We start from the raw sequence: 17,842 nt of genomic DNA, 5'->3' as shown, positions 1-17,842 counted from the left end.
CGCAGCAGCCCGGCGGCGCGGATCTGCTCGGACAAGTCAGCGAAATCCGTGCTCCGCCGGGCCGAATGCTCCTCGCCCGAGACCGGGCGGGTCGTGCGCTGGATGGTGCCGGGCCCGGTCGATGCGAAAGAGTCGTTGTTGCCGGTCGTGATGCCTGCGGTGGCCATGGCGGCCTCCCCTGTTTGCGGCCATTGACCTGATGCCTTGACCCGCTCCGCACGCTACGGCCTGAGGGATGGAGCGGGCTCGGAGCCAGGAGAACTGCCAGGAAGCGGCGCGACCTGTCACGGGCTTTGCGGCTGACCGTGCGGGATCAATCCCGAGGTGCGACGAATCTGACGGCGGCGGCTGCAGTCGTGACGTACTGCTGTCGATTGCTCTCCTGCTCCGCCTGCCGCGCGGCGTCCGCGGCGGCTTCGACATCCCGGGTCGCGGCCTCGCTGCTGATGCCGATGAACGCCGAGCTGATGACATCGGCAAGCCCGGCCCGAAGCTCTTCGAGGCTCGTGCCGTGGATCTCGAGCCGGCGATCGCGGATCGTCAGGACGGCCTCGGGGTATCCCGCAGCGCTCATCTGCTGACGCAGCGACGTCCCGGTGATCATCTCGATCTCCCGCGGAGTGGGCGCCCGGGTGAACTCGACGGCCACGGTGTAGCGCGGAGAAGCCGAGTCGGTTCCGAGCGCGGAAGGCAGTAGGCCGGTCGCGATCCGCGCGAGGCCGAGCTGGGGCTGTTCGTCCGAGGGAGCGGAGGCCGAGAGCGGGATCTCCGCGATCAGTGCGTTGATTGCCGCCAGGCGGCGCTCTTCCGACTGCTCGTGGTCTGCGAGATCGCCGGCGGCCGAATGAGCCTGCGTGGCGTCTTCGGCGCTGAGGTGGGCGAGGAGCCCCGCGATGGTAGCTGCCAGACCGCTCGCGAGCTGTTCCAGGCTGGTGTTTGCGATCTCCAGTCTGCGGTCGCTGACCTTGAGGCTGACCTCCGGGAACTGTGCCCCGTCAAGCCAGGAGCGCGCTGCTGCTCCGTTGATTCCCGTGATCTCCCCGGCTGAAGGCCGGCGGTTGAACACGGCTGAGACGGTATAGCGCTCGGGCCCATCGCTCGTATGGACGGTGGGGGGAAGGAGGCTGGTGAGAATGTGGCTGAGGCCCAATGCCTCCGGGGCGGCTGGCTGCGACGATGTCGGCGGCCGGGTTGTCTGCATCATCTTCGGAAGCTACGCGCACAACATGTGCTCGCTCACAGGCCATGAGCTCGGTCTAGAGGGTGCCCTCGTCGATGAGGAGCAGGTCGAGGCCGCGATCGTGGATCGAGTCCCGCGCGTTGGTGCGCGAGAGCGGGTCGTTGCTGTTCGCGAGTTCCTGCAGGATGTCCAGCGCTTCTCCGAGCGCCTCGTCACGGATGCTGGCAGGGTGCAACATTCGCTGCGGATGCAGGTCCACGTCTCGCAAGGCCCGCTTGAGCCTGGCCTCATCCGGATCCGGCGCAGAACCTTCCGAGCGCGCCTCGTCATTCATCGTTTGACCATAGCCTCTCGAGCCTCCCTCAGCGTCGGCAATTCTTGCTCCTGCCGCTGCTCCAGCCGTGCCGTAGAGTCACACGATGACAACCCGCTTCCGCAGTACCTCCTTTGTGACCGTCTCGGCGGGTTCTCTTGCCGGTTTCGGCAAAGCGATCAACCGTTTCGGCCCGCGCGAACATGCCGGTCTCACGTTCGGATACACCTCCGTCATCCGGCAGACCACCGGCCCCGAGCGCGGCAAAAACAAGGTCCTCATCGATGCGCTCGGCGAGAGCGGCGATGAGGAACAGGCTCATACGGCTGCCCTGGACACAGTCGTTCGCGCGTTGAAGCATGTCGGAGCCGATCTGGACCAGGCCGTCGTGCACACCGTCAGCGTCTCGTCGCGGTCGTCAGCGGAGCCGAGCGAGAGAGATGTCGATGGCCGTCTCGTAGTCGACGGGCTCTGAGCGAACGTCGGCCTCATGAGGTCCGGTGACGACATAGCGTCCGTTGGGCTGCGGATGGACGACCGCTGACCGACCATCTTCGATGACGAGGTAAAGCCCGTCCTCCGTGCGCGCGACCGTCACGGTCCGCCCTGCGATGTCGAATTCGCGAGAGTGCCCAAATGGGACGGCGATCTGCGAGCGGATGGCGGTGGTCTTCATCGGGCGTCTCCGTTCGTCGAGCACCCCGCCCGCAATGTGGACGGACGAGATGCCCCCATGAACCGCCCGCGGTCATTCGCTGGACGACAACACCCTGGCAGCCGCCGCTGTGGGAGAGCGGCTCTCCATCTCGACGTGCGCTCGGGGTGACAGGCGTGACGCTACGCCGGGCGGCTGTGGGGGCTCACATGAAACAGGAGTAGGACTCGAGAGCCGCAGTGCGGCCGGCTCTCAGCTGATGAGCTGCAGGGCTCCGGGCCTGATGGTGATGCTCGCGGAGGTGATCGCGCCGAAGCTGTCACCATCGAGCTCGACCTCTTGAGGGGTGTTGAACGCGACATCGATCCGGCGCGCGCGGCCGTAACGCAATGCGAACGGCTGCCGGACGAGTTGGCGAAGCAGTCTGCCCGTCGTGGTGCGGTGCAGGAAGCGGGACAGCGCGAGACGGATGCCGATCTGCAGCCACGCGCCTTTTCGACGGGGCCGAAGGATGACGGTATCCAGGATGCCGTCGTCCGGGCGGGCATCCGGGATGAGCAGGATGCCGCCAGTGAGGGTGCCGCAGTTGCCGACGATGACGGTGTGCGCGCGGGTGGAATGGCGCCGCCCGCCATCGAGGCGGTAGTGGATGGCGAAATCCGCGTTGGCGATCACGGACCGTCCGATCGGATCGGCATAGGCGAGCCAGCCCAGATGCTTCTTCAGCCGGGGATTGGTTCCAGCTGCCATGCGCGCGTCCAAACCGATACCCGCCATCACCAGGAACGCGTGGGACGTGACGGTACCGTTCGCGTGCTGCAAAGTGGCATGCCCGACATCGATCCCGTGTACACCGCCGCCGAGCGCGGACTTCACCGCGGCAGGCAGGTCGTCCACCGGCAGGCCGAGCGCCCGTGCCAGTAGGTTGCCGGTCCCTGCGGCCGCGACCGCGAGCGGAACGCCACTGCCTGCCAGCTGCTCGGCAACCGTGCGGACCGTGCCGTCACCCCCGACGACGAGAACAAAAGAGGGACGAGTCGCCTCGGCGTCGGCCGCCGCCTGCCTTCCCTCGTCGCCCGAGGCAGTCTCGAACCATGACGCAGCCTCGAACCCGGCGGCGGATTCCGCCTCTCCGAGAAGCTGACGCAACCGCTCGACATCGACCTTCGTCGGGTTGTAGACCACCGCCACCCGCGGCGCTCTCGCTGGCATTGAAGAAGGCGCGGACGTCACCTGCGAAGGCTACGTCACGATCACAGCCAGGGTCCGCCGGTCGCAGGGAAAGCCGAGGGGTCGCGACCGCGCGTCACCTCCTCGAGGGCACGTCGGGCGTCGGCTCTCATCTGCGTGCCGTACACTGAGAAGGCATCGGCAGTACGACGCTCCGTCGTTGCCGAATTCATTGACGCGACCCGCACGTGAGGCATCCTGCCGCCTGCACCGCTGTCATCCAATACCGGCGCATCAATCGCCGCCGATCTTCCCGCGATAGCGAACCGATGCAGGTTCAGTCGCGGCTACGAAACGACCGCCCCATCCCTTCCCTGCTCTCCGCATCCTCTTCCGCCCGCCTCTCCACCGCCACGCTCGAATGGCGCCAAGCCGACGACGACGTCCACGTGGCCACCCTCGGCCAGGAGTTCGCCGGCTACGCCGCAGCGGTCCTCGACGGCTTCGAACTGCGCAACGCGCACGCAGTGCACATCGGAGTGTTTCCAACCCTGGCTGCCGCGCAGGCGGCCCTACACCCACAGGCGCCGACCCCACGGCACCTCCCCAGCCGTTCGCGACATCGTCACCGCCGCGACATCCCGGATCGCACCCACGGTCCGAAAACACGAAAGAAAGACGACGACATGGCCACCGGCACCGTCAAATGGTTCAACTCCGACAAGGGCTACGGCTTCATCGCCCCCGACGACGGCACCGCCGACGTCTTCGCACACTTCTCCGCTATCACCAGCAGCGGATACCGCAACCTCGAGGAAGGCCAGAAGGTCGAATTCGACACCGAACCCGGACAGAAGGGCCCGCAGGCGGCGAACATCCGCCCGCTCTAAGGCTCCGTCGCGGGTGGCGCCTGCGGGCTTGCAGGGCGAGGCGGCGGTCCTGGTTTGGGCGCTGGCTTCGGTGTATCCATCGTGCCTCCTGTCAGAAGGAATCCCGCTCGCTCCAGGAGTGAGCGGGATTCCCACCATGAACCGCCCCGTCATTGTGGGCGTCAACGCGTAAACCGGCCGCCACCGCGCGAGCTGAACCCGCTGGCGTGACGTCTACGCGGACTGCCGACTCTACGGAGAGCGGATGTGTGCCCTCACATCAAAGGGGCGTAGGATTTGGCGAGGACACATGTTCGGCGGGCGCCTGCGAATCCCGTGACCGCCTCTCGACAGAGAGCAGCCCGGCTCAGGCAGATACTTCGATGCGAGAGCCGGGCTCAGTGATGCCGATCAGCGCTTCTTAGCGCCCCCCAGCACGTCGGCGTTCTCGGCGCGAAGAACGCGCGCCTTCTTGTCGGCCTTATCGAGCCGCTTCTCCTTCAGCGTCTTCGACGCAGGAGTCTTGCTGCTGCTTTTTCGAGCGGACTTGTCGCCCATCGGTCTGGCCTCCATTGAGAGCCACGGTGACCCTGTGCTGCGAGTGTACGCGCGAACATTGCGGAGCCCATCGGGACCATCGAGGTCGTCATTGGCACCTCCATGCACGTCGTCGAGATGATGGGTGGAACAAGGGACTGCCGACGGTTGCTCTGGTTCTCCGCAGCCGCTTGAGGATCATGGGCGCCTCCCGCTGGTAGCTCCCTCCGCACGGACGCTGATTTGCTCAGTGCGGAGATCTGCTCTCAGAACCCTGCGTGGAGTGAAGCGTCAGCGTTCCCCTCGACCTCACGATCATGCGGCAGAAGGTCACCCCCTGAAAACGTGGGTGAGATCCAGGTCGTGAGTCGGCGCGAGAAATGGTCCGCGATCGTCATGAGGCCAACGTCGCGCCGAACGCGCGCCTCGGATAGATCATCTGATCAGGGCAAATATTGGTGGCTCCGACGGGCGTCGATCCCGTGACCTCACGATTTTCAGTGAGTTCGGGGCCGATTTCGCACTGTATCTCTATGCGCGACAAGCCTCTGATCAGGACTTTTTCCGTTTGGTCTCAGTTGCTCGCAGTTCGTCCTCGCCGAATTAATGGCACGTTAATGGCACAAGATCTTGCCGGGCTTGTGTTGGCGTCGAGCGAGCCGCTGAAGTCCGACTGTACTAACTGTTAGCGCCGCCGTTCTATTTCTCGTTTATCTCATCTAAAGTAGAAGTTCACGGCGAGGGGCGGGAGGCTCCGATGGGCGAGTACATCGAACGCCTCTGGCATCCGGAGGACGCGGCGGGCCTGAGTCGCAAGGATCGGGCTCCGGGTCGCTACCTGGCGTACATGCCGGACGAGCTCGGCGACCGGCTACCCGTCTTGGGGCCTGCCGCGCAAGCAGCCGCGGAGGATGCGCTGGCCGTGCTGGCGAGAGCGGATGAGCGGATCGGCTCGCGTGGCCGGTATCTGAACCATCTGCTGATCCGGTCGGAGTCGATCTCGTCGTCGTGGATCGAGGGCAACCGGGTTACGCCTAAGCGTCTGGCAATCGCGGAACTGCTGCACCATGGCCCCCGGCAGGCCCTGGATGTCGTGGCGAACGTGCGCGCCACCGAAGAAGCGATCGCCGGCTTGGCCGATCGGGATCGCGCGATCACGGCCTCGGACATTATTGATCTCCAGCACGTCATCGAACCCCGCCTGGAACACGGATTACGGCAGGAGCAGAACTGGGTCGGCGGCCCCGGATGGTCCCCATTGCGGGCCGCCTTCGTGCCGCCGCCGGAGTCCGAGGTGCCTCGCCTGGTGGAGGATCTGGTCCGCTTCGCAACCGCGACTGAGGGGAACCCGGTCGTGCGGGCGGCGATCGTGCACGCGCAGTTCGAGACAATCCACCCCTTCATCGACGGCAACGGGCGTACCGGCCGGGCGTTGATCCACACGGTGCTGCGGCGGGCGGACGCTTTGCGGAACACGCTCATCCCGATCAGCACCGTGTTCGCCGGCGACACCGACTCTTACCTCGCAGGTCTCACCGGCTATCGGGCGGACCCACCGAAGCTGGACGAGTGGGTGGCCGGCTTCGCGCAGGCCGCCGAACGCGCCGCCGGCAACGCGGTCCGCCTCGCTCAGGACATCGCCGCCCTCGACGAGCAGGTGCGCCAGGAGCTGATTGCCTTCCGCCGCGAGCGGGGCCTGAGTCCCGCGGTACCGCGCCGCGACGCGGCGGTCCTGCGCATTCTCGACACCCTCGCCTCCGATCCCGTGCTGACGGCCGAATCGGTCAGCGCCCGCCTGAGCGTCTCGCCCGCGGCCGCGCATCGGGCGCTGACGGAGCTGGCCGAGGCGGGCATCCTAGGGCGGGCGAAGGAGGGCGGCCGGCTGATCTGCTGGACCGCCGACCGCCACCTCGCCTTGGTTGCCTTGACCGAGCGCAGCAACCGCGTCGGCGGCGAGGACACCCGTAACCGCAAGCCTCGACTTGGGCCGCCCCTGCCCTTCCTGTCGGCCGGGCCGGATCGCCCCGCGGGGCGAGACGTGCCGCGCCTGTAGCTCTCAGCGCTCGAGCCCGCGGTCCGGTGCGCCGGGACTCTGCCTCGGCGGCTCCAGCGCGGCCGCGGCGCGGGCCTGTCGCTCGGCACGAGCCTGCTTGGCAGCTTCTCGGAGGGCCTGTTCCTGCTCGGTGCGAGCCTGGATGAACTCGACTGCCTCGTCCATCGGTAGGGCCTCGATGCGGGCAAGATCGGTTCGAGCAGCCTCGGACTGCTGACGCAACCGCAGCACCGTCGCCTCGACGGCGCTCGGGGCGCGGTCTCCGAGGAGTTGACGCCGGAGTGCCGCACGCTCGCGCACCTGCCGAGTCGCAAGGTCCTGCCGAGCGGCTCGGGCTTCGGCGAGCTGTTCGCGAGCGTCGACCACCGTGGGGTCGGTTTCGGCCGCCTGGTGCGCGACGTTCTGCGCCCAGACCGGAACTCCGTGCCGCGTCTGCGGGAGTTCACCCCAGCGCTGTCGTACGGACTGCTCCACGTTCTGCGCTTCCTCACTCGCCCGAGCGAGAGCGCGTGCAGCAGACCGCCCCCGGAGCCCGCGGGAATTGCGCCGGGTCTCGGATGCCGCCCACATCAGCTCCCGCGCAGCCAGGAACGCTGCCCCGTCATCCGCTGCCTCGCGGATCAGCGGCGCGACGATCTCTGCTCGAATCTTCTCGGCCTGGGCTTCCGCTGCCGCGACGATTGATTGCCGCGACTCCGCCTCGGCATGCTGCTCCTGGCCCAAACGGCTCAGCTCAGACAGCGCGCACTCCAATGCCAGCGCATGCTGCTCGGCCTGCTCGATGAACTGCGTCAGCCGGGCACGCTCGACGTTCACGAACCGCACCGGGCCGCTGCCAGTGAGCCCGGCCACCGCTGCGGCGGCCTGCTGTGTGGCCTTCTCCAGACCACGGTCGGCACGGTCCCGGGTCAACGCATTGGTGAACTGCTCGCGGGCATCGTCGGCGTCGGCCGCGACGAAGTGGAGGGCGTTGGCCTCCTTGCCGCGGGTCAAACCGACATACACACCGGCGGCGTCCACCGCCTCGGACAGGACCGTGTGCGAGCATGGTGCGGTGACGCCCTGGACTCCATAGCCGGTGGCGGCGTAGGCGAGGTGGGTGTGCTCGGCCACGTACTCGGCTGGCAGCCGCACCGTGTTGTGGTGCTTACGACCGTCGATGGGTGCGACCCAGAGGGCGCCGTCCTCGCCGACGTGCTGCACGGTGAAGGTCTGCCGATTGGTCACACCGAACTCGGCGTCGTTACGGCGAGTCTGAATGAGGTCCCCGGCCCCGATCGGCAACCCGTCGCTACCGAACGTCGTCCGGGCGTCATCGACGACACCGTCGAGGACGAACTGGGCGCGGATGCGCTCGTTGAGCTCCCGCGTTTCGTCGTTCGTCGCGGCCGTGACCGCGGCTCCATCCCGGTACTGCCCTGCGACCGCGTCCCGCAGGGCTTCCTCGTCGTCGTGGAGTCGGATCAGCCCAAGAGTCTGGAGGCGATCGAAGATCAGGGCCGGGTTGCGCGCCTCGCGCAGCTCGAGGCTGAGGGCCGCGTACTCGGGATCGGTGAAGCGGTGCACCCCGGTCATCTCCACCCGACCAGGGGTGAGGCTTGCGGCGATGTCGAGGACCCCGCCTCGGCCGACCGCGGCAAGCTGGGCACGGTCCCCGACCAGCGCAAGCGTCGCCCCGGATTCCTCGACTACGGTCAGAAGGGCGAGGGCGGTGTCCTGGTCGAGCATGCCCGCCTCATCCACCACGATCCGCTCACCACGGGTGAGGCGTGCCTCCCGGGACGGACCGTCGTAGGTCGTCCCAGTCTCGGGGTCGGCCTCGCCGGGCACGAGCCGGGCCCACACGCCATCCGCATTCCAGCGGTATCCGTGGGCATGCACGAGCGCGGCGACAGAGCCGGTCGGCACGCCCAACTCTTGTGCGGCGACGTCGGCGGCCTTCTTCGTCGGCGTCACCACCCGCACCGGCCGGCCCTCGCGCTCGGCCGTCCGGATCGCCATGCCGAGCATGGTCGTCTTGCCCGCACCAGCCGCACCCTCGACCACCACGAGGGCTGAGGTCGACGCGACCGCGGCGGCCGCCTCCGCCTGCTCATCGTCCAGACCGGGACCCCGCTCCGCCGGTGTTGCCGTACCGGTTGAAGCATCCGCGAGGTGTTGGAGGCGGTCGCGCAGCTCGGTCTCGACCGCGGCGACGTGCAGCGAGGTCAGATGCGCCACATGCTCCGGTGCCGGTGTGCCTGGCGGCAGCACCGAGAGACAGTCATCGGCCGCGAGCTTCGTGGTGATGCGCACGAACTCCCGCAACTCCGCAGGTGTTGCGCGCACACCGGCCTCGGTCGCAAGGCAGGTGACCTTCTCGTGAATGTCGTGCAGTGTCCACGTCGACGCGCCCGCTGCGCAACGGTCCAATGCGCGGGAGGCGAGCTGCTGCACCGACAGGTCCTCCAGCGAGCCCAGCGCGTGCACGGCCACGCGGGCGAGGTTCGGGGTGTAGCCGGCGTCCTCCAGCTCCCGCAACCACCCGGCCTCGCTGCCAAGCTGCGACGGCTTCTTGCTCGGTCGCTCGTGGTCCCACGCCTTTGCCTGCAACCGGGCGCGCACCACCGGCCCCGGCTCCTCACCTGGATGGGCCTGCTCCCATTGCGTCTCGAACATGGCGAGGTTGCGGGCCACCTGCGCGGCGCGCTTCGACATGACCGGGTTGAACGGTTGCAACTCCGCAACCTCCCCGGTCACCGGATCGAGGGTGAGACCGTGCGCGTCCAGCACCGCGGCGAGCTGCGGGTGCGCGGCCAGGGCCGCGGTGCCGAGCGTACGGATCGCGCCCTGTTGCTTGAACAGCGCCGCCGTGTCCAGACCCCGCCATGCGCCGGCCGCCCAGACCCGGGTGCCGACCTGGAAGTGAATATGCCGGTGCGGGTCCCCGGCGCGTGAGGTCTTGTGCGAGACGGCCACGGTCTCCAACTGCTCGACAGGCACGACCTCTTGTTTCCCGCGCGGCCCGACCCGCGTCACCGAGTGCTGGCCGAGCCAGGAACGAATCACTGCCACCGTGTCGCGCTGCGCCGCGTCCAATGCCTCAGAGACCTCTGGGTGCAGCGCGGCAGCGATTGACAGCGACTTCGGCACGTTCACGACCATCTCCGCGAACCGGGGGCTCCCTCGACGACCTTTACCTGGCAGACGTGGGGTCCCCATCGACTCGCCGGTCAGCGGGTTCACCCAATCCACCCACTGCGCGTACTCGTCCGGGGTCAATCCGACTTCGCCGACCACCCGGCCTTCTCCGTCGACAGCGGAGAACTCCGCGAGCGCGGTCCCACCCTCCAAGTAGTAGTCGTCGGCCTGCGAGCGGTCTGACTCGAGGTAACGGCGCGCGTCCGTGCCGGAGCCCCGGAACAGAATCACGCCGCCATGCATCAGCCCACCCCAGTAAGTCATGTATCTGCAACTATCGAAGGTAGCATACGTCCATTCCTGCAGGGAGTTTGCTGTCTCTTGGTGGTGATGGCGGAGAGTGATGGGGGTCTTGTAGGGAGGGGCTCTTGTAGTTGATTAGAGCGTTCTTGGGAGGGGATTGTTCGTAGTCTCTGGGGAAGGGTCTTCGAGCATCGTCATAAGGGATCAGTAGCCTGAGAGCGTGACCCTGATCGGCTACCAGTGCATCGCGGACTGGATGGGCGACCCGGTGCTGACGCTCGCCGACCTGTGGCCGGAGCATCCTCGTGCCATGATCGTCGGCCTCAACCCGGCGCCGGTCAGCGTCGCCGCGGGGCACTACTACCAGGGCCAGACCGGGCAACGACAGCTCAGCCGCCTCGTCGAGGCCGGGGTGTTCGCCCGTCCCGTCGGGCACGCCTTCGAGGAGTCCGCGCTTGCAGCCGGTATCGGCTTCACCGACATCGTCAAGCGACCGACAAAGGGTGAAGGCGGGGTCAGTGCGATCGAGATCGAGCAGGGTCGTCGGGCGCTTCGCGACAAGCTCGCGGCTTGCGAGGTCCCGCTTGTCATCTGCGTGTTCCGCCATCCGGTGAGGGCGCTACTCGGCGCTGAAGGCGCGCCGGGCGTGCAGCGTCACCGGACCGACTGGGGTGCGGCCGTGTTCCGGATGCCCGGTCCGTTCGACGCCCGGGATCGGGTGGCATCGGTGATGGCGCAGCTCCCGCCGCTGCTCGGATAGCATCAACGCTCCTGCCGCTCCCTGCCCTCAGCCGGACTGCGCCGGGCGGCGCAACATCCTCGGGCCGATCCGCGATCCACGACCCCGCTTGCGCCGACGGGGGCGGTCCGGCACGCTCTCGCCGCGGGCGGCGTCATCGATGTCGGCGGCGCGTGCGACCATGGGGCATGAGGACACGACCGCGTGAGGGGCTCCAGAAACAGCCCCGGTTCGTCCTTCGTCGAGGGGTAGCGGGCCGGGGCGCTGAGCACCCTCGGAGGCCCGCTGTGTCTCATACCGACGCCCATGTTCCGCTTCGCGTTCGTGTCGCCCGTGGCGATATCGGTTGCACGGAAGTCCACGATCACACCGATGGCGTGTGCGATCTGCCTGACCCTTTCACCGATGAGGCATGGTCTCACCGCCGCGGTCATTGCCACTGGGAGTGGCGCTACGACGGTCACGCCGTCTGCTCCTGCTGGATGCGCCACGGCGGGTACGAACTGCGCGCCGAGCGTCGCCGCAACCGCCGGCGCGCACGCCGCGAGCTCCACCCTGAGCGCGACCGTTGGAACGAGTGACCATCGACGGCTCTGCCACAGTACCGGGCGCGCCCGCGGCGAATGTCCGTGCTGCCCGGCAGGATAGAAGGCATGAGCGGGACGACGGAGCCGAGAGCCTGGCTGGTGCGCGGGTCGAAGAACTGGGCCTACGACCAGTGGATGCTCGACAACGGCTACACCGCGGTCGACTTCTCGGAGGTCGGCGACCTAAGCCCCGCGACGGACCTCCCGGCGATGCGCGCGCTCCTGACCCCGGCCATGCCTGGCAAGTCGGAGAAGGCGATCGGCAACTACGCCGCGCAGCTCAACGCCTTCGCGAACCGGATCGCAATCGGTGACATCGTCGTGTTGCCGCTCAAACAGCAGAGCCGCCTGGCCTTCGGCATCGTGACCGGCGACTACGAGTACCTCCTGGGCGCAAACATCCTCAACCACGTCCGTGAGGTCGACTGGAAGCGCCCCGATGTCGCTCGCGCAGCGATCAACCAGGATCTGCTGTACTCGCTCGGCGCGTTCAGCACCGTCGTCCAGATCAGCCGGAACGACGCCGCCTATCGGCTCGGCAAGGTGCTGACTGGTGCTGAGACCGATCCGGGCGCGCGTGCCGGAGTCCCGCTGACGGTGCCGAAGGCGAGCGAGGACGTCGTCGACACGGACGATGCGATCGCCAACGATGGGCAGGACATCGAGCAGTTCTCCCGCGACCGGATTCGCAGCCGTATCCGGGAACAGTTTGACGGCTACGGATTCCAGGGGCTCGTCGCCGCCCTGCTCGAAGCCGAGGGGATGACCTGCAAGGTGCCGCCGAAGGGCAAAGACGGTGGCATCGACATCATCGCCGGCTCGGGCGTGCTCGGAATCTCGGCGCCGACGATCATCGTGCAGGTGAAGGCGCAGGCCGGAGCGATCGGCTCGCAGGTGCTCGATCAGCTCGGCGGCGTCGTCAGTCAGCACAACGCCGACCACGGCCTGCTCGTCACCCTCAGCGACCTGACGAAGGACGCCCGAGAGAAAGTCGCCGCCCAGCAACTCAAGGTCGCCGTGTGGGATACCGAGGAAGTGCTCCGCCGCCTGCTCAAGCACTACGAAGTTCTGCCGGATGACATCAGGGCGAAGATCCCGCTCAAGCGGGTCTGGCTCATCGACGAAGCCGAGGGCTGAGCGATGGCGAACGAGAATCTCAACTCTGCCCGATGGTCGAGTTATGACGAGTTCTACACCCAATGGGCAGACATCGAGCGGGAGATGAACGCCTACCTGGAGTATGACCCGGACGTGTTCCGCGACAAGGTGATCCTGCTGCCGTGCGATGACCCTGAGTGGTCGAACTTCACGAAGTTCTTCGCCCTGCACTTCATGGACTTCGGGCTGAAGAAGCTGATCTCGACCTCGTTCGCGCCAGACTCAAACCCTGCGACGTTCAGTTACGAGCCGACCCTCTTCGAGCTGAATGATCCGGCTTTCGATCCAACGAAGACGCACGCGAACGGGCGGATGTTTGTGCTCGATTCAACGGACGTCTCTGGTGACGGGCTTGTCAATATCGATGATCTGCAGTGGTCATACCTGGCAGGCGACGGCGACTTCCGAAGTGCGGAAGTTACTGCCCTCCGGGATGAGGCAGACATCGTGATCACCAATCCGCCATTCAGTCTGTTCCGTGAGTTCGTTCAGTGGGTCGTCGATGGCAGCAAGCAACTGTCCGTAATTGGAAGCAGCAACGCGGTTACCTACCGTGAGGTGTTCCCTCTGATTCGGGAGAACCGTCTGTGGAAGGGCGCGACGGGGAACAACACGGACATGGTGTTTGCGGTGCCGAAGGGCACTGAGATCAAGGATGCAGACCGGCAAAAGGCGGAGCGACTCGGCTATCCGAGCAACGGCGAGTACGACTACACGCGACTGGGCAACTCTTGCTGGTTCACGAACATCGAGCACGGCCGTCGGCACGAGCCGCTCCAGTCAATGAGCCAGGCCGACAACACCAAGTTCAGCCGCCATAAGGAAGTGAAGGGCATTGGGTACCGCCGGTATGACAACTTCGACGCGGTCGACGTTGGGTTCGTCGACGCGATACCGAGCGACTACGCCGGCGTGATGGGCGTGCCCATCAGCTTTCTTGATCGGTACAATCCCGACCAGTTCGACATTGTCGGGATGAGCGCCTACGGGCAAGTTCTGCCAGAGCTCAAGGTTCCGTTCAAGCAAGGACACCATCGGCCCTACGTTGGCGGCGAAGCGGTGTACCAGCGCATCTTCATCCGACGAAAGGCATCTGCATGAAGGCGGAGCTGCGGCACTACACCGTTCGCGAGATCGTGGACGGCTTCGTCTACAACGAGTTCGAGGGTAAGGGTCTGTTCGGCCTGGCGGGGAAGCTCGTCATCCAGCCGGAGTTCCAGCGGAACTACATCTACAACGACGGCAAGAAGGACGTCGCCGTCATCGACTCGCTGCTCAAGGGCTACCCGCTCGGTCTGATCTACTTCAACGATGCCGGGACGAGTCTCGAAGTGCTCGACGGCCAGCAGCGCATCACGAGCGTCGGGCGGTTCGTCACCGGCAAGTTCGCGATCCAGCAGGACGGCAAGGAGCAGACGTTCTCGTCGCTGCCAGCCGAGGAGCGCGACAAGATCATGGACAGCGAGCTGCTGGTCTACGTCTGCACCGGGACGGAGAAGGAGATCAAGGAGTGGTTCCGGACGATCAACATCGCCGGGGTGCCGCTCAACGCGCAGGAGCTGCTCAACGCCATCTACTCCGGGCCGTTCGTGACGAAGGCGAAGGCCGAGTACAGCAACTCGCAGAACGCGAACCTGCAGAAGTGGTCGGCGTATGTGAAGGGCGACCCGAAGCGGCAGGAGATCCTCGCCGTCGCCCTCGACTGGGTGGCCGAGTCGCAGGGCACCGAGATCGACGCCTACATGGCGAAGCATCGGCAGGACGCCGCCGTCACCGAGCTGAAGACGTACTTCACGACCGTCATCGACTGGATCGACAGCGTCTTCACCGCCTCGCCCGAGAAGGAGATGCGCGGCCTCGACTGGGGTCGGCTCTACGAGACCTTCCACACTACCGCCTACGACCCGGCGAAGATCGACGCCGGGGTGAAGCGACTCATGGGCGATCCATTCGTGAACAACCGCAAGGGCATTTACGAGTACCTGCTCGGCGGCGAGCAGCACCCCGAGTTGCTGGAGGTGCGGCTCTTCGACGACAAGACGAAGGCGCTCGCGTACAAGCGCCAGACCGACGCCGCGACCGCGGCGGGCACGTCGAACTGCCCGCTGTGCGCGGTCGGCGAGAATGCGAACAAGACCCGCATCTACAAGCCAACCGAGATGGACGCCGACCACGTCGCCGCCTGGTCGAAGGGCGGCGCCACCGACCTCGACAACTGCGAGATGCTCTGCGTCCCGCACAACCGCGCCAAGGGCAACAGGTAGACCAGGAACAGGATCGCTCGAGGGCTAGAGCAACTCCCCGAGTAACTGGATGAACTGGGCAAACGACGGTGACCGGGACTCCGTTGCCGTGATATCCAGAATCGCCGTGAACTTCTTCTGGTCGACAGTCTCCGAGTACACGCGGTTGGTGGTCAGCTTTTTGAAAGCGCCCTTCGCCCCTCTAACTGATTCAGCACTCCCGCTGTATGTTGCGTCGGCTGGGAGAGTGAGTTGCCCTGCCATTTCGGGAATAGAGGCTATGAGCCATGCTTCGTATTCGCGTACCGCCGGTGCGACGCGAACCGGCACATGGCCGACTAACTGTTGAGCTCGCGACTCTAAGCTGCTCCGGAGCGTTGCTGGGTCGTCGTCGTCGCTGTCAAGCACAACGAGGATTCCGTCGCACTGAGGTGCCAGGAGCTGAAGAGCTTTGGAGTAGTCATCGAAGTTTGCGCTGAATCGACTTCGCGTAATACGCATGGGGGTCTTGGGCATGACTACATCTGTGCGTTGGAATCGTTCCCTCGCTACGCGCGTGATCAGAGTTGGGAGTGCGAGTGAATCACCGTGGCCCTCCACGATCGTCCCGAGGCGCACTAGAACAGCCTCACCCGCGTCGATGTTGGGGCAAAAATATCCGGCTTGATCTGCTCCAAACGCAGGAGGTCGCCGGGTGTGTACAAGTTGTTGCGGACGGCGTCGCGAGTGGCCTGGTCAACGCGACCGAACTGGCTTGTGCCTCGCTCTGCCTGAACAGCGATCACTGAGTCGATGTCGATATCGGGGTGATCCAGAAGGTCGGGGCTATGCGTCGTGAAAATCATCTGCCGTCGTTCCGAGGCTTCAAGCAGCGCGTCCATGACCCGGCGTGCGGCTCCGGGATGGACAGCGGTTTCAGGCTCCTCAATCCCGACCAGCGATGTTCCTTCCTGGAAAGCGGCGACGAGCACGCAAAGCGCTCGCAGGGTTCCGTCCGAAACGCTTGCGGCGTCGAACTTCCAGGGGTTCTGGCCGCCTACGACCTCTTGGCGAAACTCGACCGTCTCTTTGGGCCCGTATGCGCGTGCGGAGACGGACCTGATTCCGGGGACGACTGTGCCGAGGTAGTCGACGACGCGAGTCATCACATCCGAGTGGGACGCGGCGAGTCGACGGATGACCGATGCCAGATTCCTGCCGTCGCCAGCTAGCACGTCGCCAGTGTCTGGGTCCTGCAAGTCGCGGGCGCGGTCTGGGTTGAAGTTGTAGAAGCCCATGTCTGCGAGCGCAGACGCCACAGGCGCAAACGCCGGATAAGCGCCTACCAGCGGCAGTGCGAGCGCATCTTTGGCGAGGCGCACCGAACGTAGATCATGGCTTGGCGACGTGAGAACGCCATCCTCCACAGTGAACGATGTGACGGTCTTACCGTCCTCAAAGACGCGGCAGACCTCTTTCTGGACCTCGAAGGTGAAACCGGATCGGGCGGCCACCTGATACGCGTACTCCGCGTGGCCTCCCTCTATGTTGATGTCGAAACGAAGGCCGAAGTGTGTTGGGTGGCCGGTGCTTCTGCGCCTGACATCATCGACGCCGCCACGTTCGCGGATCGCGTTCTCCAAGTTGGTGCGGAGTGCATCGCGGGTAAGTTTCAGGGCGTCGAGGAAGTTCGACTTGCCGGAGCCGTTGGGGCCGACCAAGAGTGTCATCGCCCCGAGCCGGACGTCGCATGACTCAATGCTTCTGAAGTTCTTGAGGACGACGCGAGACACCGTCCTCGAGGTGTCTGCGGTGTCCACGGTTCTCCTTTTGTTTGAGACGATCACGAAAGTCGGTAGACCGAGCCTACCCAGCCCGCCCGCGCCGCCCCGGCGGCAGCAGCCCGCGGTCGCGGGCCTTGGTGACCCAGCCTTGTGCCGTGGATAGCGCGACGCCGTTGATCTGCGCCATCGTCGCGCTCGGGTTCTTGTCGCCCTGCTGCGTCAGCCGGCCGTGCTGGAGGGCGACCAGTTCGTAGAAGTCGGGTGTCTTCTTCGGATCACCGAGCGGCTTGAGCAGATCGCGCTCGGAGACCTTCCGGCCGGAGGGTAGGAGGATTTTGCCGCCGGTGATCGTTTCGGTTCGTTTCATAGCGAACAGGCGCTTGTTGATCGCCGCCTCGATGCGGGCGGTGGGCAGCTCACGCAGGAGCTGGCTGGTGATCGGGTCCCCCGGTCGCCATGGCAGGTAGATGACGCCGGTGATGCGCACCTCCTCCGGTACGGCGAACATTTGCCGCTGGAGGCGGATCATCACGCGGGTGTGCGTCTCGGTGTGTTCGATGTAGCGCCAGCGACCGTCGACCGTCTCGTTCTCGTCGGATGTCGCCTGTGATCGATGTTGTTCCTCGGGGTCGGCTTGGTCGTTGTAGCCGAGGATTGCATCGATCTGGTTGCTTGCGTCGTCCTCCCGCTCGCCGGGGAAGCGATGGGGCAGATGCCAGCCCTCGGGAAGATCGTCTTGGACGAGCAGCCCGTCATAAGTCTGGTTGCCAGGACGCGGGGAGGGGTTGGGCACGCGCCGAGTCTAACGTTCCTGAGCGTTTACCTCAGATAGTTGCTAGAAGACGCAGCATATGTCTATTCTCAGATGGTTGCAGGTATCTGCTGTCTCGTTGCGGGCGCAGATGAAGCAGCGGACCGGGCTGGGAGGAGTGCGGCATGGTCGAGGCCGCATGGCGGATCGAGTACTTGAATCGCGCGGAAGCAGCCGAGCGCTGCCGTGTTCCGGTCTCCACTTTCGACAAGCTGCGACGAGACGGCTTCATCCCGGAGCCGGACGCGCAGATGGGTAAGCACCTGCTGTGGCGGGTCGACACAATCGACGAGCTGCTTGCCCGCGGCGGGACGCGGCTCTGATGGCGGGGCGGCCAGGCA

The 17,842-nt window shown here is 65.8% G+C and carries 16 protein-coding genes; 8 read left to right on the top strand and 8 right to left on the bottom strand.

Going from position 1 to position 17,842, the window contains the following annotated elements:
• Positions 1–313 precede the first annotated feature (313 nt).
• Together ABD708_RS14415 and ABD708_RS14410 are read right to left on the bottom strand one after the other, a co-directional pair.
• Positions 314–1,204: a hypothetical protein gene (locus ABD708_RS14415; RefSeq protein ID WP_344755626.1), complete on the bottom strand. Its 891-nt coding sequence runs from the start codon at positions 1,202–1,204 to the stop codon at positions 314–316.
• Between the two features lie 52 nt (positions 1,205–1,256).
• Positions 1,257–1,514, bottom strand: a complete 258-nt coding sequence (locus ABD708_RS14410) for a hypothetical protein (RefSeq protein WP_344755624.1) — start codon at positions 1,512–1,514, stop codon at positions 1,257–1,259.
• 85 nt (positions 1,515–1,599) lie between these two features.
• On the opposite strand from ABD708_RS14410, the gene ABD708_RS14405 reads away from it, so the two are divergent.
• Positions 1,600–1,968, top strand: coding sequence for a hypothetical protein (locus ABD708_RS14405; RefSeq protein WP_344755622.1), 369 nt, complete (start codon positions 1,600–1,602; stop codon positions 1,966–1,968).
• Positions 1,969–2,400: 432 nt separating this feature from the next.
• Here the strand turns inward: ABD708_RS14405 and ABD708_RS14400 are convergent, their stop codons facing one another.
• Positions 2,401–3,339: a diacylglycerol/lipid kinase family protein gene (locus tag ABD708_RS14400; RefSeq protein ID WP_344755620.1), complete on the bottom strand. Its 939-nt coding sequence runs from the start codon at positions 3,337–3,339 to the stop codon at positions 2,401–2,403.
• A gap of 665 nt (positions 3,340–4,004) precedes the next feature.
• On the opposite strand from ABD708_RS14400, the gene ABD708_RS14395 reads away from it, so the two are divergent.
• Positions 4,005–4,208, top strand: coding sequence for a cold-shock protein (locus ABD708_RS14395; RefSeq protein WP_344755651.1), 204 nt, complete (start codon positions 4,005–4,007; stop codon positions 4,206–4,208).
• Between the two features lie 390 nt (positions 4,209–4,598).
• On the opposite strand, the gene ABD708_RS14390 is transcribed toward ABD708_RS14395, so the two are convergent.
• The gene (locus ABD708_RS14390) at positions 4,599–4,745 is read right to left on the bottom strand and encodes a hypothetical protein (RefSeq protein WP_344755618.1); all 147 of its coding nucleotides are present in this window, start codon (positions 4,743–4,745) and stop codon (positions 4,599–4,601) included.
• 736 nt (positions 4,746–5,481) lie between these two features.
• On the opposite strand from ABD708_RS14390, the gene ABD708_RS14385 reads away from it, so the two are divergent.
• Positions 5,482–6,777: a Fic family protein gene (locus ABD708_RS14385; protein WP_344755616.1), complete on the top strand. Its 1,296-nt coding sequence runs from the start codon at positions 5,482–5,484 to the stop codon at positions 6,775–6,777.
• A gap of 3 nt (positions 6,778–6,780) precedes the next feature.
• On the opposite strand, the gene mobF is transcribed toward ABD708_RS14385, so the two are convergent.
• Positions 6,781–10,221, bottom strand: a complete 3,441-nt coding sequence (mobF, locus tag ABD708_RS14380) for a MobF family relaxase (RefSeq protein WP_344755614.1) — start codon at positions 10,219–10,221, stop codon at positions 6,781–6,783.
• 199 nt (positions 10,222–10,420) lie between these two features.
• Here mobF and ABD708_RS14375 point away from each other — a divergent pair, with 199 nt between their 5' ends.
• The 4 genes from ABD708_RS14375 (at position 10,421) to ABD708_RS14360 (ending at position 14,948) form a co-directional block, all read left to right on the top strand.
• Entirely contained in the window at positions 10,421–10,960 is a 540-nt protein-coding gene (locus ABD708_RS14375; protein WP_344755612.1) for a uracil-DNA glycosylase family protein, read from the top strand.
• A 632-nt stretch (positions 10,961–11,592) separates the two neighbouring features.
• Positions 11,593–12,663, top strand: coding sequence for a restriction endonuclease (locus ABD708_RS14370; protein WP_344755610.1), 1,071 nt, complete (start codon positions 11,593–11,595; stop codon positions 12,661–12,663).
• A 3-nt stretch (positions 12,664–12,666) separates the two neighbouring features.
• Positions 12,667–13,785 (top strand): adenine-specific methyltransferase EcoRI family protein, encoded by a 1,119-nt coding sequence (locus ABD708_RS14365; RefSeq protein WP_344755608.1) that lies wholly within the window; start codon positions 12,667–12,669, stop codon positions 13,783–13,785.
• On the top strand, positions 13,782–14,948 hold the full coding sequence (locus ABD708_RS14360; protein ID WP_344755606.1) for an HNH endonuclease family protein: 1,167 nt from the start codon (positions 13,782–13,784) through the stop codon (positions 14,946–14,948). The genes ABD708_RS14365 and ABD708_RS14360 overlap by 4 nt, the downstream gene beginning before the upstream one ends.
• Positions 14,949–14,972: 24 nt before the next feature.
• On the opposite strand, the gene ABD708_RS14355 is transcribed toward ABD708_RS14360, so the two are convergent.
• Genes ABD708_RS14355 through ABD708_RS14345 form a run of 3 tightly spaced genes read right to left on the bottom strand, consistent with a single transcriptional unit; the run spans position 14,973 to position 17,483 of the window.
• Positions 14,973–15,527 carry a DUF4276 family protein gene (locus ABD708_RS14355; RefSeq protein ID WP_344755649.1) on the bottom strand — a complete coding sequence of 185 codons (555 nt, stop codon included), beginning with the start codon at positions 15,525–15,527 and terminating at the stop codon, positions 14,973–14,975.
• Positions 15,528–15,544: 17 nt separating this feature from the next.
• Complete coding sequence (locus tag ABD708_RS14350) at positions 15,545–16,726, bottom strand: AAA family ATPase (RefSeq protein WP_344755604.1); 1,182 nt, start codon at positions 16,724–16,726, stop codon at positions 15,545–15,547.
• 46 nt (positions 16,727–16,772) lie between these two features.
• A complete protein-coding gene (locus ABD708_RS14345; protein ID WP_344755602.1) occupies positions 16,773–17,483 on the bottom strand; it encodes a hypothetical protein in 711 nt (236 codons plus the stop codon).
• A gap of 143 nt (positions 17,484–17,626) precedes the next feature.
• Here ABD708_RS14345 and ABD708_RS14340 point away from each other — a divergent pair, with 143 nt between their 5' ends.
• Positions 17,627–17,824, top strand: coding sequence for a helix-turn-helix transcriptional regulator (locus ABD708_RS14340; RefSeq protein ID WP_344755600.1), 198 nt, complete (start codon positions 17,627–17,629; stop codon positions 17,822–17,824).
• The last annotated feature ends 18 nt before the right edge of the window (positions 17,825–17,842 follow it).

Source organism: Gryllotalpicola koreensis (assembly GCF_039538185.1).
GTDB classification, from domain to species: Bacteria; Actinomycetota; Actinomycetes; order Actinomycetales; family Microbacteriaceae; genus Gryllotalpicola; species Gryllotalpicola koreensis.
This window is presented reverse-complemented; position numbering and strand designations above follow the sequence as displayed.